Here is a 15,877-nt window from a genome sequence, read left to right as displayed (position 1 = left end):
AATATGCCGTCCCTGGCAATAAGACATCAATCAAAAGTCATAAAGCAATTAAGAGTAAGTCACCATAAAGTTTGTGGTAACGTTTGCGCTACCTGCCTTAACCGCATCTTCAGTCGAAATAAGGGAGGCGTTGTAATTTAATTGGTTTTCACCATCAATTAGTTTTTGAGTTGTAGAAGCTTGGTTTGGCGCAACAATGGCACTAGTAGAATCAGTGATTTTTAAGGCAATATTTTCTGCCGCATCAGCACCTTGTAATGCAAACGCATTTGCATCACCACTAGAAGCCGTACCGTTGAAGGTAATTGCAGCATTAGTTGATACTGTAGTATCACAATTATTTAATTTGATACTAAAAGGAATACGGCCTGTTTCATCACCTTTCGCTGCAAATTCAGCAACACGGAATTGACCTAAGCGAACAGTTTGGTTTGATGAGCTACTATCAACACCACAAGCTGCATTAACAACAGAACCTTCGAAGTTAACAGAACCACCATTTACAGTGGTGGTAGTTGCTGCTAGTGCAGGTGCAGCCATGACTGCCATTGTTGAAGTAATAATTGCAGATAATAATAACTTTTTCATTCATTGTTCCTATATTTTCAATATATATCTTTGTTTTTAGCTTAATAAAATAAGCTATATTTAACTCTGCTTATCATTTCTATATAAATGAAGAAACAGTGATTAAAATAGGTTTGAGAAGCGTAAATAGAATTATTAATACACTTATTAAAATAAGAGTAGATAGATCAAAATTTAATTAAACAGGAATAAAATGCATATTGCACTTAAGTCAAATTTACGAAAATTATAGATGGGCTAGAAAAATTATAGAAATCGTTTAAAACGATCATTTTTGAGGGGTTTGATAGTTAAAAACTACTGATAATCTGTTAACTATAGGTAAAAATTAATGTTAAGAAATAGAAAAATACATAAGTTTATATAATGTATGTTAATTTTGAATTTATCTGATTGATATTTATTGTATTTTTTGCAGTCAAATAATGATCATCCAAAATAGATAAGGTGTTTATACGTATAACATTATGTTTCATAATATATATTTTATGATAAAAATATTCACATGGTGAAACAAAAATTTACACGTATTGAGGGGAAAAGAAACGAAATAGAATGTTTTTTTACAGAAATAAAAGATTTAAATTTGTTTTTTCAAAAAAAATAGAAGTAATATTAATTCATTTTTTTTTGAAATTAGATGTCATAATTTTACAATTTATAATTCTTCTCTCTTTTTTTACAACCAAGGGGAGTGGATCAATATATTTTATTTTCAATATAAATTGTAACAAAATGTTTCATTACTCAAGATTTCCTTTTTATTTTTGCCTATTCGTTTTTCATTTTTTGCATGATAGTAATTAAAGCAATTACATTGATTCTGTTTTAATATCGGTTCTAATGACCGGATCCTGAACTCGAAGGCAAAAAAATGATATCTAGCTCATCAAAAGGGACATTATATGGCATTGTTGCCATTCTACTTTGGAGCACCATTGTTGGCTTAATTCGTAATATTAGTGAGTATTTTGGTGCTGTAGGGGGTGCCGCACTGATTTATACCACAGGTACACTCTTTCTTATTTTGATTTTAGGTGTACCTAAGTTATCACGCTTTCCTAAACGCTATCTTTTCTGGGGAGGGCTATTATTTGTTACTTATGAAGTCTGTTTATCTTTAGCTTTGGGATTTGCAACAGACAGAACACAAGCCATAGAGCTAGGAATGGTGAATTATTTATGGCCTAGTTTTACACTAGCGCTTGCCGTAATACTTAATAAGCAGCGATTCTCTATTTTACTGATTGTCGGATTATTATGTGCATTTAGTGGATTAGTCTGGGTTGTGAGTGGCGATAATCCGCTGACAATTGACGGTTTATGGAAGAATATTCAAAGCAATCCATTAAGCTATATATTGGCGTTTTCAGGTGCCATTCTATGGGCGTTTTATAGCAATTTAACTCGCCTTATGTCTGGCGGGAATAACGGCATTGTACCTTTCTTTTTATTAACGTCACTTGCATTGTGGGGACAATACCTATTTTCAGCACCAGTAGAGTGGATCGTGAATACAAAAAGTATCACACTACTATTAATAACGGGTGCGGCTATTGGGCTTGCAAATGCGGCTTGGACAATCGGCATGATCAGAGGCAATGTGACCTTATTAGCCACACTCTCTTATTTTACTCCCGTTATTTCTACTGCATTCTCATCAATATTATTGTCTACCGCACTCTCTTTCTCATTTTGGCAAGGCGTAATGATGGTGACTGGTGGCTCTTTAATTTGCTGGTTAGCCACTCGTCAAAAAAGAATGAAACCACTTAAAATGGCTAAATAGCACAAAAATTAGCTTCAATATAAACCAAATTGCGTATTTATTGAGAAGTGAATTTTATTCGTCTTCCAGTTAATTAATCGAAGTTGAAATTATTTCACTATGCGATAGGTGGAATATCAGCTTATCTATATTAGTTATAGACTAAAAGATCCTACTTCGATTTAGTATCTAAGTAATACGATAAGAACAAATGCAATAAAAAGGGATTGCTATGAAACTTGAGACACTTTCTATTCACGCCGGTTATTCACCTGATCCAACCACAAAAGCTGTTGCTGTGCCTATTTATCAAACGACTTCTTATGCGTTTGATGATACGCAACATGGTGCTGATCTATTTGATTTAAAAGTACCTGGAAATATTTATACCCGAATAATGAACCCAACCAATGACGTATTAGAAAAAAGGGTTGCGGCATTAGAAGGCGGAATTGCGTCTGTTGCTGTGGCATCAGGTATGGCGGCAATTACTTACGCTATTCAAACTATTGCCCAAGTGGGTGACAATATTGTTTCTGTCGCGAAGCTTTATGGCGGCACATATAATTTAATGGCGCATACATTTCCACGAATTGGTATTGAAGCGCGTTTTGCTCCTCATGATGATATTGCTGCACTTGAAGCGCTAATTGATGAAAATACCAAAGCGGTATTTTGCGAAACAATAACAAACCCAAGTGGGAATATTGTTGATATTAAAGCATTAGCAGATGCTGCTCATCGTCATGGTGTGCCTTTAATTGTTGATAATACGGTTGCAACACCTTATTTGTGCCGTCCTTTTGAACATGGTGCGGATATTATTATTCATTCGTTAACCAAATATATTGGTGGTCACGGTAATTCGATTGGCGGTATTGTTGTGGATTCTGGTAAATTTCCGTGGGCTGAACATAAAGATCGCTTTGAAATATTAAATACACCCGATGTTTCTTATCACGGGGTAAATTATGTTGAGCATTTTGGTGCAGCTGCTTATATAGCAAGATGTCGTGTTGCTCCTTTGCGTGGAACGGGGGCGGCACTATCGCCATTTAATGCTTTTTTAATTCTACAAGGGTTAGAAACGTTGGCGCTACGCATGGATCGCCACACTGAAAATACACAGAAAGTGGCAGAATATCTGCAAAGTCATCCTCAAGTCGCATGGGTTAAATATGCGGGCTTAACTCATCATCCTGAACATGATTTAGCGGTACGTTATATGTCAGGTAAACCTGCGGGTATTCTCTCTTTTGGGATCAAAGGGGGGGCAGAGTCTGGGGCGAAATTTATTGATGCATTGCAACTCATTGTTCGCCTTGTGAATATCGGTGATGCAAAATCATTAGCATGTCATCCAGCATCAACCACTCATCGCCAATTAAATGATGAAGAATTAGAACGTGCAGGCGTTTCACGTGATTTAATTCGTTTATCTATTGGTATTGAACATATTGACGATATTCTTGCAGATTTAGAGCAGGCATTAATGGCCAGTATTTAAATAAAAAAACACTTTATATTTTATTCTTATGAAAATCTTACCAAGCTTGGTAAGATTTTTTATTTCTATGGAATGTGAAATGGATTTATTTAAAATAAGGAATAATCATGCTAGAACCTATTGGCGAAAATAAAGTTTTACCAAAAGTATCTGAAATAAATTGTGATTGTGGATATTCTCATCCTTCTGGTGAATATCTTTTAGATATAAAAAATACTTCTGTTGAATATAAATCTTTTAAACCTGAATGTGAAATTCTGTTTGCTAGAGAGTTAAAGAAAATTAAAGAAGAAATAAATATTAATAATAGAGTTGATATGGATAATCTCATTTATGAATGCAATGATAAATATAATTGTAGTGATTTAAAGGAAAATACAGAGCTAGGGAATGGTAAAAAAAGAGAAGTAAATAAGAAAGATTATATTTTATTTGAGAATGGAGGAAATGTTATAGAAAATCAAGACAGTTACTATACATCTATGAATGGAATGAAATTACCTTATTTTATAGAGAATGTGGCAGATAAACTCAATTTCTATCAAAAAAAACTGAGGAAAATGAATTTAAATGGTATAAATAATAGTGTTTTATCTAAATTGGAAAATATAACTCTTAAAGAAATTGGTAAGCAAAGTAATAAGTTGCTTAATAATCTAAATAATTATGTTTATCCTAAAGATAAATATACCCAAGTAGATAATCAAAGGAATAAGCACAGTCAATTTTGTCAAAATACACTAATTAAAAATTCATCTCAAATTTTTCCAGCTAATGAAATATTAACGCCTTCAGAGAATAAGGCTATTTTATCTGAATATCCATTACATACGAAGGAAGAATTAAATCAATATCTAAAAATGTTGTTAAATGAAAATATTGATGTTGTCTATATTTTATCTGATAAAAATGAGATTTTTAATTATAATGATATAAAATCAATTGAAAGAAACAATGTTAATAATAATTCTTTTATGCTTGATGGGGGTAAATTTAAATATTTTAAGTATTTTGATTATTTTATGAATAATAATGATGTGGCTGTAATAGGAAATAGTTATGAAAAAAAACAAAGTGAGATGTATGATAATTATCCTATTATAAATTTTGAATTATATACTAATAATGTAAGCGATCGAGATAAAGAAAAGTATATTAAATTTGTTCATATAAATAATTGGAGAGCTGGAACATTAATGGATCCTTTTATCTTAGAAAACACGATTAAGTTTATAGAAAAAGAAAAGTTAGAGACAGACAACTATAACTTCCTTATTCATGGAACTGATGGAATGAATAGAACAAGTGAGTTCTTTGTTATAAAGGAGATAATGGATACTATAAATAATAGTGGGGAAAATAACCAATCATTAGAGGATATTATTCATCAATTAAAAGCTGATAGAAGCCCTCACATGCTTAATAGTCCTGAGATCCTTATTGAACTTGCTGCTTATGCTTTGGCTAAAGGTATTCCTTTGGTTAAATAGTAAAATAATGGGTAAAATTGACAAGTAATAAGTAAATATTTTTAATGGTTTATTGTTTGTTGATAATAGTCAAATTGTTATTATCTCAAATTTATAAATATAAAGATGAAATCAATATTTATATTTTTATTTTATATTTTCAAAAATAATATAGTTAAATAAATAAGGGAGTGTGAAGTGAACTACAATATTTATAATTAATCGACTTGAGTCTAAAAGGGATTGATTTCGATCAATAAGGAACATACCGACTGGTCGGTATCATCCTATGTATGAATACAACTGCGCATCACCGAAAAAAAGATCCTATCCGAGTTCAAGAACAATTATTGGAAGCGGCAAGTATTATTGTGGCTAATGAAGGTATAGCGTCTCTTTCTTTAAATGCCGTAGCAAAAGAAGCGGGAGTGAGTAAAGGTGGGCTACTTCATCATTTCCCCGGAAAGCTAGAGTTGGTGCACGCGGTCTTTAAACGTTTATTAGGTATTATGGATAGCCGTATTGCCGTTATTATGGACAATGATCCTATTGAAGCGGGGCGTTTTTCTCGCGCATATTTAACTTATATTTCTGATTTAAAACAGTCAGACGAAAGTCGCCAATTAGCCATATTGTCTTTAGCCATGCCAAATGAACCTATTATGCGCAAATGCTGGCGAGATTGGATGTTAGAACATTTAGCCAAAGGCGATAAATTAGATAATAGTTATTTAGGGACTTTAATTCGTTATGCTGCCGATGGTCTTTGGTTATCTGAATTAACAGAAGGCCCTACGATTTCACAAGAAGAGCGTAGTGCATTAGTTAGACGATTATCTGAAATGACATTTGACTATATGGCAAACACAGCAAATCAGTAATTTTAATCAGGATGAATGAGGGCACAATGAAATACAAAATAAATGCCTTAATTTATTACGACGCAACGGATGGCGCGATATCGTTAGAAAAAGAGAGTGTTGATACACATCTTTCTATTACCGCAAATGCGTTACTCTTTTATTTTATTCAGCACCCTGGAGTTGTTAATCGTGATGAAGTATTAAAACGGGTTTGGGATGATAACGGATTAGTTTCATCAAACAGTAATTTAAACCAATATTTGAGTTTATTACGAAAAACATTTCGCCATTATGGTATTGAAAATATCATTGTTACCATTGCGAAAGGACGATTAGAATTTAATCCAGATATTTCAGTTGAACTGATTGATGATTCAACGTTATTACCTTCAATTCAAACGAATGAAGAAACGCCTATTTTAGTTAAAGATGAAAATCAAGTCGCTGTTGAAACAACGACACCTTTATCTTTAACGCAAACTCAAATACCTTTAGAGTCTACGCAAGAAGAAGCGCCCCAAAAAACACAGAAACCTGAAATTTGCTGGTATTTAGCCAGCATTGGTTTTTTATTAGGTACAATATTTCTTGCGGTGATCATCTTTTTTAACCAACATCAATCAAAGCCAATTTCACTAACACCATTAACACACAATGATTGTGAATTACTTTCTAATGAAGCCATGATTAATTCTGCAGTAAGTGATAATTATGTTCGCAATTTTGATGCGGTAAGAAAGAAGCTTAATTTACAGTGTGTAAAAGGCGAGCGATTTGTTTTCTTTTATGGTGATAAATTACAAACAAATGGATTAGGGCGGGTATTTTTAGCACATTGTGCAAAGAACGAAGATAACCCATTTAGTTATTGCGATAATTACTTTTACTATTCTTGGAAATACTAATGAAAATCTCAGGGAAACTTTTATGTTTTTTATCGGCCCTGATTTTTATCTTGGTCGCCACTTATGCCGCAACAAGATTATTAACCATTAAAAATGAAGGTGTCATGGTTTGCTCAACCAAAGGCATTATGCGTTTTGAAAATATGGAAGATGAAAATGTAAATGGTAATATTCATTTTTCATTTGGTGCCAATGGTAAAGGGTCAATTGTCGTTGAAGGTTATACCACCTCAAAAGCAGGGTGGTTGTATTTACAACGCTATGTGAAATTTGATTATACAACTAAGCGTGTTTCACCGACTGAACGTCACTATTTTGTTAGCCAATGGGATGCTAGTGCATCATCAATTGATGAATCACCTGATGTGATTTTTGACTATTTTATGCGTGAAATGTCAGACAGTCATGATGGGTTATTTATTAATGCACAGAAGCTAAATGAGAAAACATTACTTTTAAGTTCGCTCAATTCACCACTCTATATTTGTACCTTAAAGCCGGGTAGTAAATTCGATTAATTGCCCTGATTATCTGATCTTATTTTTGCAAGGTGGCCTCTATATAGCCGCCTTTTTGTTTATCTAAAACTCAATATATCCCATCCCCTTAATTAATCTTCTTTTCTCACACATTCCTGATTTTAGCTCTTTTGCTTATTCCTTAATTTGAACCGATTGTCTACATGACATTTATAGTAAAGAGTACCCATCTTTATTTTTTATACACCGTAGTAAAGGTTTAATTTTGATAAATACGTTATCAACAAAAAAATAGCACGATTTGTATATAGACTCTATTTAGCCTTTTTCAATTATTGATCTCACGTTCAAATATCAGTGATATTCCGCACATCTTTCCCGTCGATATGTACTGGCTTTTTGCACCTTTTCAACATCCTTCTAACAAAGTTAATTTGCCTGTTTTTTAATCTATTTTTTATGAAATTCAATAATTTTATAACGATGAAAAAATGAAATTAACAGTATGAAAAGATAAATAGAGGCATAAATAACGCTAAATAGCAGAGTTAAATTCTATATGTGTTCATATCATGGATTTATATTTTGTTTTCTTTTTTGCGCGTTATAGTGATTTTGAAACCAACGTCTGCGTTTAAAAAATCACCACGCAGACACAATGGGCAAACGTAAACCGTTAAACGGCTTCTCGGAGGAAATGAAAATGGGTGATGCATTAGGTCTGATCGAAACCAAAGGTCTGGTGGCATGTATTGAAGCCGCTGACGCTATGTGTAAAGCCGCGAACGTTGAACTTATTGGCTATGAAAATGTGGGTTCAGGTCTCGTGACTGCGATGGTGAAAGGCGACGTAGGCGCAGTGAAAGCTGCAGTGGATTCAGGTGTGGAGTCAGCACAACGCGTGGGTGAAGTTGTTACATCGCTCGTGATTGCTCGTCCTCACAATGACATCAACAAGATTGTTATCAAACACAAGGCATAGTTTCTGCCTTAGGAGAACGTATGGGTGATGCATTAGGACTTATTGAAACTCAAGGGCTGGTTGCTTGTATTGAAGCAGCTGACGCGATGTGTAAAGCGGCAAATGTTGAGTTAATCGGCTACGAAAATGTGGGTTCAGGTTTAGTAACTGCAATGGTGAAAGGTGATGTAGGTGCCGTTAAAGCCGCTGTGGAATCTGGCTTAGAAGCTGCTCAACGTGTTGGTACGGTTGTGACTTCATTAGTCATCGCTCGTCCACATAACGATATTCAAAAAATCGTTGCCCAGTACAAAGTGACTGAATAACGAAGGAAATAAATATGAAAGAAGCACTAGGTCTAGTTGAAACCAAAGGTCTTGTCGCTTGCATTGAAGCTGCTGATGCAATGTGTAAAGCAGCCAATGTTGAACTGATTGGTTATGAAAACGTCGGTTCAGGTTTAGTGACAGCGATGGTGAAAGGCGATGTCGGTGCAGTCAATGCAGCGGTTGAGTCAGGTGTTGAAGCGGCGAAACGTATCGGCACCGTCGTGACTTCTCGTGTTATTGCAAGACCGCATAACGATATCGAGAAAATCGCACAACAGCACAAAGCCTGATTACTCAGGCGTGCTGTAAAGCAAAGAAATAAGTTATTCAGCTAAATTTTTTAACTCCTGTATGGGGGAAGACATGGTTGCATTAGATAAAGATTTGCAATCCAGACAACTGGCTCGTGAGCTAGTTCGTAACGCGAAAAATGCACAACTTGTTTATGCTAAGTTTTCGCAGGAAAAAATCGACAGTATTGTAAAACACATTGCATTTGAAGCCGCTCGTCATGCAGAAGAGTTGGCGAAAATGGCGAACGAAGAAACAGGCTTTGGTAAGTGGGAAGACAAAGTGCTGAAGAATACCTTCGCGTCATTGCGTGTGTATGAACATATGAAAGACATGAAGACCGTTGGCATTATCAATGACGATAAAGTGAAAAAAGTCATGGATGTTGGCGTGCCTTTAGGTGTTATCACGGCGTTAGTCCCTTCAACTAACCCAACATCAACCATTATCTATAAAACCCTAATTGCACTGAAAGCGGGTAATGCGATTATTTTCTCTCCACATCCAAATGCAAAACAGTGTAGTTTCCGTGCGTTAGAAATTGTTAAAAAAGCGGCGCTAGAAGCTGGTGCGCCAGCAGGTATTGTTGATGGTGTGACATTACTGACTCTGGAAGCGACAAAAGAATTAATGCACAGCAAAGATGTGTCATTGATTTTAGCGACTGGTGGTGAAGGTATGGTGCGTGCAGCTTATGCATCTGGTACGCCAACCATCAGTGGCGGCCCAGGTAATGGTCCTGCATTTATCGAACGTAGTGCGGATATCAAAAAAGCAGTGAGCGATATCATCACCAGTAAAACATTCGATAACGGAGTTATCTGCGCATCAGAGCAATCCATTATCGTAGAACGTTGCATTTATAACGAAGTTCACCGCGAGTTATTAGCGCAAGGTGCTTACTTTATGAATGACGAAGAAGCAACAAAAGTGGCTTCAATGTTACTGCGTGCTAACGGTACGATTAACCCAGCCGTTGTGGGTAAAGATGCGATTTATTTAAGCCAACGTGCGGGCTTTAGCGTACCCGCAAATACGCGTGTATTAATCGCATTACAAGATACTGTTTCACCAAAAAATCCGTATTCACGCGAAAAACTATGCCCAATCTTAGGAATGTATATCGAAGAAGATTGGAAATCAGCGTGCGATCGTGTGGTGCAATTACTGACTAACGAAGGTTTAGGTCATACCTTAGTTATTCATACTAAAAATGAAGATGTTATTCGTCAGTTCTCTTTAGAAAAACCCGTTAACCGTATTCTGATTAATACCCCTGCGGCATTAGGCGGTATCGGAGCAACAACCAATATTACTCCTGCACTTACTTTAGGTTGCGGTGCTGTTGGTGGTGGTTCTAGCTCTGACAACGTTGGCCCAATGAATCTACTGAATATTCGTAAAGTAGGTTATGGCGTGCGTACCGTTGAAGAGTTGAAACAACCTTGTCCTTTAGCACAAGAAGCTACTCAAGTTGCTGTTTCTGCTTGTGCTGTTTCTAGCGCAAATCACCAGACCAGCATTCTTGATGATGACCGTTTTCGTTCACCTTTTTTAACCCCTGTTCATGCTGAATGTGCCACTGCACAACGTCAAACTCAAGGTGATGATCGCTTTGGTGCATCTCCTTATGCAACGACGGTCAGTGCTTGTGCGCAGCAAGTGATTGAACAAGGTGATATTACCGAAGAAAACGTGGAACGCATTATCAAGGAAGTTCTCGGACGTCTGAGTAAATAACTCATTGATATAAGGCGATATAAACCATGATCCTCGCAAAGGTAATCGGACACGTAGTAGCGACACAAAAAAGCCCAGAACTTAAAGGTAGCAATTTATTAATGATAGCCACTTTAGATGATGAGCTTAAACCACTGAAAAACAAAACGTATGTTGCAGTGGACAGTGTAGGTGCAGGTATCAACGATGTTGTGTTGGCTGAAGAATACTTTGCACTGAACAAAGATCGTTACAAGGCGATGTCAGTGGTTGCCATTGTTGAGAAGGTTTATCGGGACAGTAAGGAGTAATAACGACATGAGTGAGTTTCTGATAAAACCCAAAATTCAGTTTGGCGCCAATGCACTGGATTTTCTCTCTGGGTTAACTGCCCGCCGCGCATTTGTGGTGACAGATAAAGCAATGGTGAAGTTTGGCTTTGCAAATAAAGTCACTGATAAGTTAATGCAACGAGGTATCGAGTTTCAAGTCTATGATGATGTGGCATCTGATCCTGATATTTCAGCCATTGTCAGTGGTATGAAAATGATGGATGCCAACTATCCAGACTTGGTTATCGCACTCGGTGGTGGGTCTGTTATCGATGCCGCGAAAGCCGTTATGTACTCCCTCTGGCATACCCGTAAAGAGAGCAACAGAACAAAACCACAATTTATTGCGATCCCAACCACAAGTGGCACGGGCTCTGAAGTGACCTCTTTTTCAGTGATCAAATCACGCAGTGAAAAACTGGTCTTGGTTGATGAGTTTATGTTGCCTGATGTCGCCATTCTCGATCCTGAGTTGGTGAAATCTGTACCACCTGCCATTACCGCTGATACAGGTATGGATGTCCTTTGTCATGCGCTAGAAGCTTATGTTTCTAAAGCTGCATCTGATTTCTCTGATGCGATGGCAGAGAAAGCCGTCAAGTTAGTCTTTGGTCATCTTATTGATTGCCACCATCAAGGTGACAACTTAATGGCTCGCGAAAAAATGCATAACGCATCTTGTATTGCAGGCATGGCATTTACTAACGCTTCGCTGGGTATTACTCACAGTCTTGCCCACGCATTAGGCGGTGTATTCCACGTTCCTCACGGTCGTGCAAATGCGTTATTGATGACACATGTTGTCGCCTTTAACGCCAATCTTCATGGTGATTGTAATAGTGAAGCAGCAAAACGTTACGCCTATCTTGCTCAAAGCTTAGGGCTTCCGGCTAGCACCGTAAGAGAAGGGGTAACCAGTTTAATCGTCGCCATTAATGTATTGAAAGATGAAATGGGTATGCCGAAGAGTATTCGCGATACCGGTGTCAGTGAAGCGGACTTTTATGCCCGTTTAATGGAAATGGTCGGACAGGCTTTACGAGATAGCTGTACGCCGACAAATCCGCGTGACGTGAACACACACCAATTAGAAACATTGTATCGTCAGGCATTTGCCGGTGTATCACACAGTTAATGCTCAACCGAATTAATACCGATTAGGTCAAGTAAAGAACATCAGGAGAGCCTCACATGGCCAAATATTCTTTGACGCCACGCGTAAAAATGCTGGCAGAACGTTTAGTTTCACGTAATAGCTCAATCAGTACAGAGCGTGCGACAATTTTTGATTCATTAGACAACAGCATTGCAGGTGTTCCTCAAGCGATTAAACCTGCACAGCGTTTTTATGAGTTTATCCGCCATTTTCCAAGCTATATTGCACAAGATGAACTGATTATCGGCAGCCAGTCATCAACACCACGCGGTGCGATTTTTCACTCTGAAGAAGAAGTGCGTAGTGATTCTATCTACCGTTTCTTAAGTATTAATAATAGCGTTGCATCACCTGATTATATGCTGGTGGTAAACCAAGGTTTCTTAGCAATTAAAGCACAGCTTGAAGACAGAATTAGAAGTATTGGTAGTGCCGTAAATCGTAGCAGTATGGACGAAGCTAATTACTGTAAATCAGCTATTTATGCATGTGATGCAGCACTGTATTTCGCACAAATTCTGTCTGCAAAAGCAGAGAATTTAGCAGCAATGGAAGATAACCCATACCGTAAAGCTGAATTATTAGATAGTGCGACTGTATTACGTAAAGTCCCTGCAAAACCAGCAGAAACCTTTAAAGAAGCGGTTCAAGTATTCTATTTACTGCAATTAGTTTTACATCTGGAAAATGGTAGTTACGCAATCAACCCAATGGGATTTGATAAAGCGTTATATCCATTCTATCAACGTGATATTGACCAAGGTCGCTTAACGCAAGCACAAGCCTATGAAATTGTTGAAAGCGTATGGCTGAAATTAGCGGAGCTTTCAGAAGTGCGCGCAACCAAAGAAGTTGATGGTTACCCAATGTTTGATGCAATGACACAGGGTGTGGATATTAACGATCCACGAGTCAGCATCAACGAACTGTCAGAGATGCTGTTATCAGCTCGCGCTAATCTGTCAACCTTACACAGCTCACTGCAAGTGCGTTTATATAATGGCCGTGTGAATTCACAACCTCAATACGCTGCACCTTCTGCAAATTTTGTTGCAGCACCAAGTGCTGATGCGGGCGAATTCAAAGTAATGGAAGGTTTAACGCCTCGCTTACAACGCTTACGTAATCGCTATTTAGAAGCACGCCCAAGTGTCTCTATTTATAGAGCATTAGCATTTACTGAAATTGTCCGTAATAACCCGGGTTTACCACCAATTTTACTGCGCGCTAAAGCTTTCCGTCGCGCATGTGAAACCGCACCTATCTTAATTCAAGATGAAGAGCTGATTGTGGGACATCCTTGTGGAAAAGCGCGTGCTGGTGCTTTCTCTCCTGATATCGCATGGCGATGGGTTCGTGATGAACTCGATACCATGAGTACACGTCCACAAGATCCATTCCAAATTTCAGAAGAAGACAAAAAAGTTATTCGCGAAGAGATTGTTCCATTCTGGGAAGGTCGTTCTTTAGATGAGATCTGCGAAGCACAATATCGTGAAGCGGGTGTGTGGGAATTTAGTGGTGAAACCTTTGTCAGTGACCTTTCTTATCACCAAATTAATGGTGGTGGCGATACTTGTCCTGGTTATGACGTACTGCTTTTCACTAAAGGTATGAACGGTATTAAAGCCGATGCGCAAGCCAAACTGGCTGAATTAAGCATGGAAAACCCTGCTGATATCGACCGTATCTACTTCTACAAAGCATCTATTGAAAGTTGTGAAGGTGTCATTGCTTACGCACATCGCATTGCAGAACATGCGCGTGAATTAGCATCAAAAGAGCGTGATCCACAACGTCGTGAAGAGTTACTGACGATTGCTCAAGTCAACGAAAATGTACCCGCTAACCCACCAAAAACGCTACAAGAAGCATTGCAAAGTATTTGGACAGTTGAGTCATTGTTTGAAGTAGAAGAAAACCAAACAGGTCTTTCTTTAGGTCGTTTAGACCAATACTGCTTCCCAATGTATGAAAACGATATCAAATCAGGGCGTTTAACGCGTGAACAAGCACTGGAAATGATGCAAGCCTTTATCATCAAATGTGCTGAATTAATGTGGATGTCGAGTGAGTTAGGTGCGAAATATTTTGCAGGTTATCAACCATTTATCAACTTAACTATCGGTGGACAAAAACGCTCTGGTGGCGATGCATGTAACGATTTAACTTACTTGATTATGGATGCTGTGCGCTTTGTGAAAGTGTATCAACCATCACTCGCATGTCGTATTCATAACCAATCACCACAGCAATATATGGAAAAAATCGTTGATGTAGTAAAAGCGGGTATGGGTTTCCCAGCCTGTCACTTCGATGATTCTCATATCAAGATGATGCTGCGTAAAGGCTTCGACTTTGAAGATGCACGAGACTACTGCTTGATGGGTTGTGTTGAGCCACAAAAATCAGGTCGTATTTATCAGTGGACATCAACAGGTTATACCCAATGGCCTATCGCAATTGAATTTGTATTAAACCGTGGTCGTATGGTGCTGTTTGATAGCTATCAAGGTTTAGATACAGGCGATTTACGCGACCTGCGTACTTATGAAGATTTCGACCGCGCTGTAAAAGAGCAAGTGGCACATATCGTTCGTTTATCGGCAATCGGTACGGTGATCAGCCAACGTGTTCACCGCGATGTTGCACCGAAACCATTAATGTCTCTGCTGGTTGAAGGCTGTATGGAACAAGGTAAAGACGTCACTGCGGGTGGTGCGATGGTTAACCATGGCCCAGGTCTGATTTTCTCAGGTTTAGCGACTTATGTGGACTCAATGGCGGCTATTCGCAAACTTGTTTATGAAGATAAGAAATACACCTTAGAGCAAATTCGTGATGCGCTATTAGCTAACTTTGAAGGTCATGATGAGTTATTACGTGACTGCTTAAATGCACCGAAATTTGGTAACGACGACGATGTTGTTGACCAATATGCGCTGGATATTACGGAATGGACTGAGCGTGAATGCCGTAAATACAAAATGCTCTATTCCACTCTGAGCCACGGTACGCTGTCTATCTCTAATAACACGCCAATTGGTGAGTTAACCGCAGCGACTCCAAATGGTCGTTTTGCATGGAAACCATTGTCAGATGGTATCAGCCCAACACAAGGCGCAGATAAACATGGCCCAACAGCGATTATCAAATCAATCAGTAAGATGAATGTTGAAACCATGAATATCGGTATGGTTCATAACTTCAAATTCCTGAAAGGTTTATTAGATACCAATGAAGGACGCCAAGGTTTAATTACCTTATTAAGAACGGCTTCAATTCTGGGTAACGGTCAGATGCAATTTAGCTATGTTGATAATGAAGTACTGAAAAAAGCGCAATTAGAGCCTGAAAAATACCGCGATTTGATTGTTCGCGTTGCAGGTTACAGTGCTTACTTCGTTGAATTATGTAAAGAAGTTCAGGATGAAATTATCAGTCGTACTGTGATTGAGAAATTCTAATCATAGCCATAGGGATGGCACAGGCTATCCCTTTTAATCGACA

The 15,877-nt window shown here is 37.8% G+C and carries 14 protein-coding genes; 13 read left to right on the top strand and 1 reads right to left on the bottom strand.

Features of this window, described 5'->3' with window-relative positions:
• Positions 1 to 48: 48 nt before the first annotated feature.
• Positions 49 to 588: a fimbrial protein gene (locus tag JEP71_RS14915; protein WP_109373220.1), complete on the bottom strand. Its 540-nt coding sequence runs from the start codon at positions 586 to 588 to the stop codon at positions 49 to 51.
• Between the two features lie 874 nt (positions 589 to 1,462).
• On the opposite strand from JEP71_RS14915, the gene yddG reads away from it, so the two are divergent.
• From yddG to cutC, 13 genes are all read left to right on the top strand, one after another.
• Complete coding sequence (gene yddG / locus JEP71_RS14910) at positions 1,463 to 2,377, top strand: aromatic amino acid DMT transporter YddG (protein WP_198626491.1); 915 nt, start codon at positions 1,463 to 1,465, stop codon at positions 2,375 to 2,377.
• A gap of 211 nt (positions 2,378 to 2,588) precedes the next feature.
• Positions 2,589 to 3,863, top strand: a complete 1,275-nt coding sequence (locus tag JEP71_RS14905) for a bifunctional O-acetylhomoserine aminocarboxypropyltransferase/cysteine synthase (protein ID WP_198626490.1) — start codon at positions 2,589 to 2,591, stop codon at positions 3,861 to 3,863.
• A 107-nt stretch (positions 3,864 to 3,970) separates the two neighbouring features.
• Entirely contained in the window at positions 3,971 to 5,353 is a 1,383-nt protein-coding gene (locus tag JEP71_RS14900; RefSeq protein ID WP_198626489.1) for a protein-tyrosine phosphatase family protein, read from the top strand.
• A 272-nt stretch (positions 5,354 to 5,625) separates the two neighbouring features.
• Positions 5,626 to 6,213, top strand: coding sequence for a TetR/AcrR family transcriptional regulator (locus JEP71_RS14895; RefSeq protein WP_198626488.1), 588 nt, complete (start codon positions 5,626 to 5,628; stop codon positions 6,211 to 6,213).
• Positions 6,214 to 6,239: 26 nt separating this feature from the next.
• Entirely contained in the window at positions 6,240 to 7,100 is an 861-nt protein-coding gene (locus JEP71_RS14890; RefSeq protein WP_198620599.1) for a transcriptional regulator, read from the top strand.
• Positions 7,100 to 7,618: a FidL-like protein gene (locus JEP71_RS14885; RefSeq protein WP_006536331.1), complete on the top strand. Its 519-nt coding sequence runs from the start codon at positions 7,100 to 7,102 to the stop codon at positions 7,616 to 7,618. The genes JEP71_RS14890 and JEP71_RS14885 overlap by 1 nt, the downstream gene beginning before the upstream one ends.
• A 664-nt stretch (positions 7,619 to 8,282) precedes the next feature.
• Positions 8,283 to 8,561, top strand: coding sequence for a BMC domain-containing protein (locus JEP71_RS14880; RefSeq protein ID WP_004249182.1), 279 nt, complete (start codon positions 8,283 to 8,285; stop codon positions 8,559 to 8,561).
• 20 nt (positions 8,562 to 8,581) lie between these two features.
• The gene (locus JEP71_RS14875; protein WP_006536329.1) at positions 8,582 to 8,866 is read left to right on the top strand and encodes a BMC domain-containing protein; all 285 of its coding nucleotides are present in this window, start codon (positions 8,582 to 8,584) and stop codon (positions 8,864 to 8,866) included.
• 14 nt (positions 8,867 to 8,880) lie between these two features.
• Complete coding sequence (locus tag JEP71_RS14870; RefSeq protein ID WP_006536328.1) at positions 8,881 to 9,159, top strand: BMC domain-containing protein; 279 nt, start codon at positions 8,881 to 8,883, stop codon at positions 9,157 to 9,159.
• Between the two features lie 73 nt (positions 9,160 to 9,232).
• Positions 9,233 to 10,900 (top strand): acetaldehyde dehydrogenase (acetylating), encoded by a 1,668-nt coding sequence (locus JEP71_RS14865; protein ID WP_198626487.1) that lies wholly within the window; start codon positions 9,233 to 9,235, stop codon positions 10,898 to 10,900.
• A 26-nt stretch (positions 10,901 to 10,926) separates the two neighbouring features.
• On the top strand, positions 10,927 to 11,190 hold the full coding sequence (locus JEP71_RS14860) for a EutN/CcmL family microcompartment protein (protein ID WP_064721253.1): 264 nt from the start codon (positions 10,927 to 10,929) through the stop codon (positions 11,188 to 11,190).
• Positions 11,191 to 11,197: 7 nt separating this feature from the next.
• Positions 11,198 to 12,346, top strand: a complete 1,149-nt coding sequence (locus tag JEP71_RS14855) for a 1-propanol dehydrogenase PduQ (RefSeq protein WP_198620597.1) — start codon at positions 11,198 to 11,200, stop codon at positions 12,344 to 12,346.
• A gap of 56 nt (positions 12,347 to 12,402) precedes the next feature.
• Complete coding sequence (cutC, locus tag JEP71_RS14850; protein ID WP_198626486.1) at positions 12,403 to 15,834, top strand: choline trimethylamine-lyase; 3,432 nt, start codon at positions 12,403 to 12,405, stop codon at positions 15,832 to 15,834.
• The last annotated feature ends 43 nt before the right edge of the window (positions 15,835 to 15,877 follow it).

Origin of the sequence: Proteus sp. PR00224, assembly GCF_016238105.1 — a bacterium.
Lineage (GTDB): Bacteria > Pseudomonadota > Gammaproteobacteria > Enterobacterales > Enterobacteriaceae > Proteus.
The sequence above is the reverse complement of the archived record's forward strand: the minus strand, read 5'-3'. Positions and strand labels throughout refer to the sequence as shown.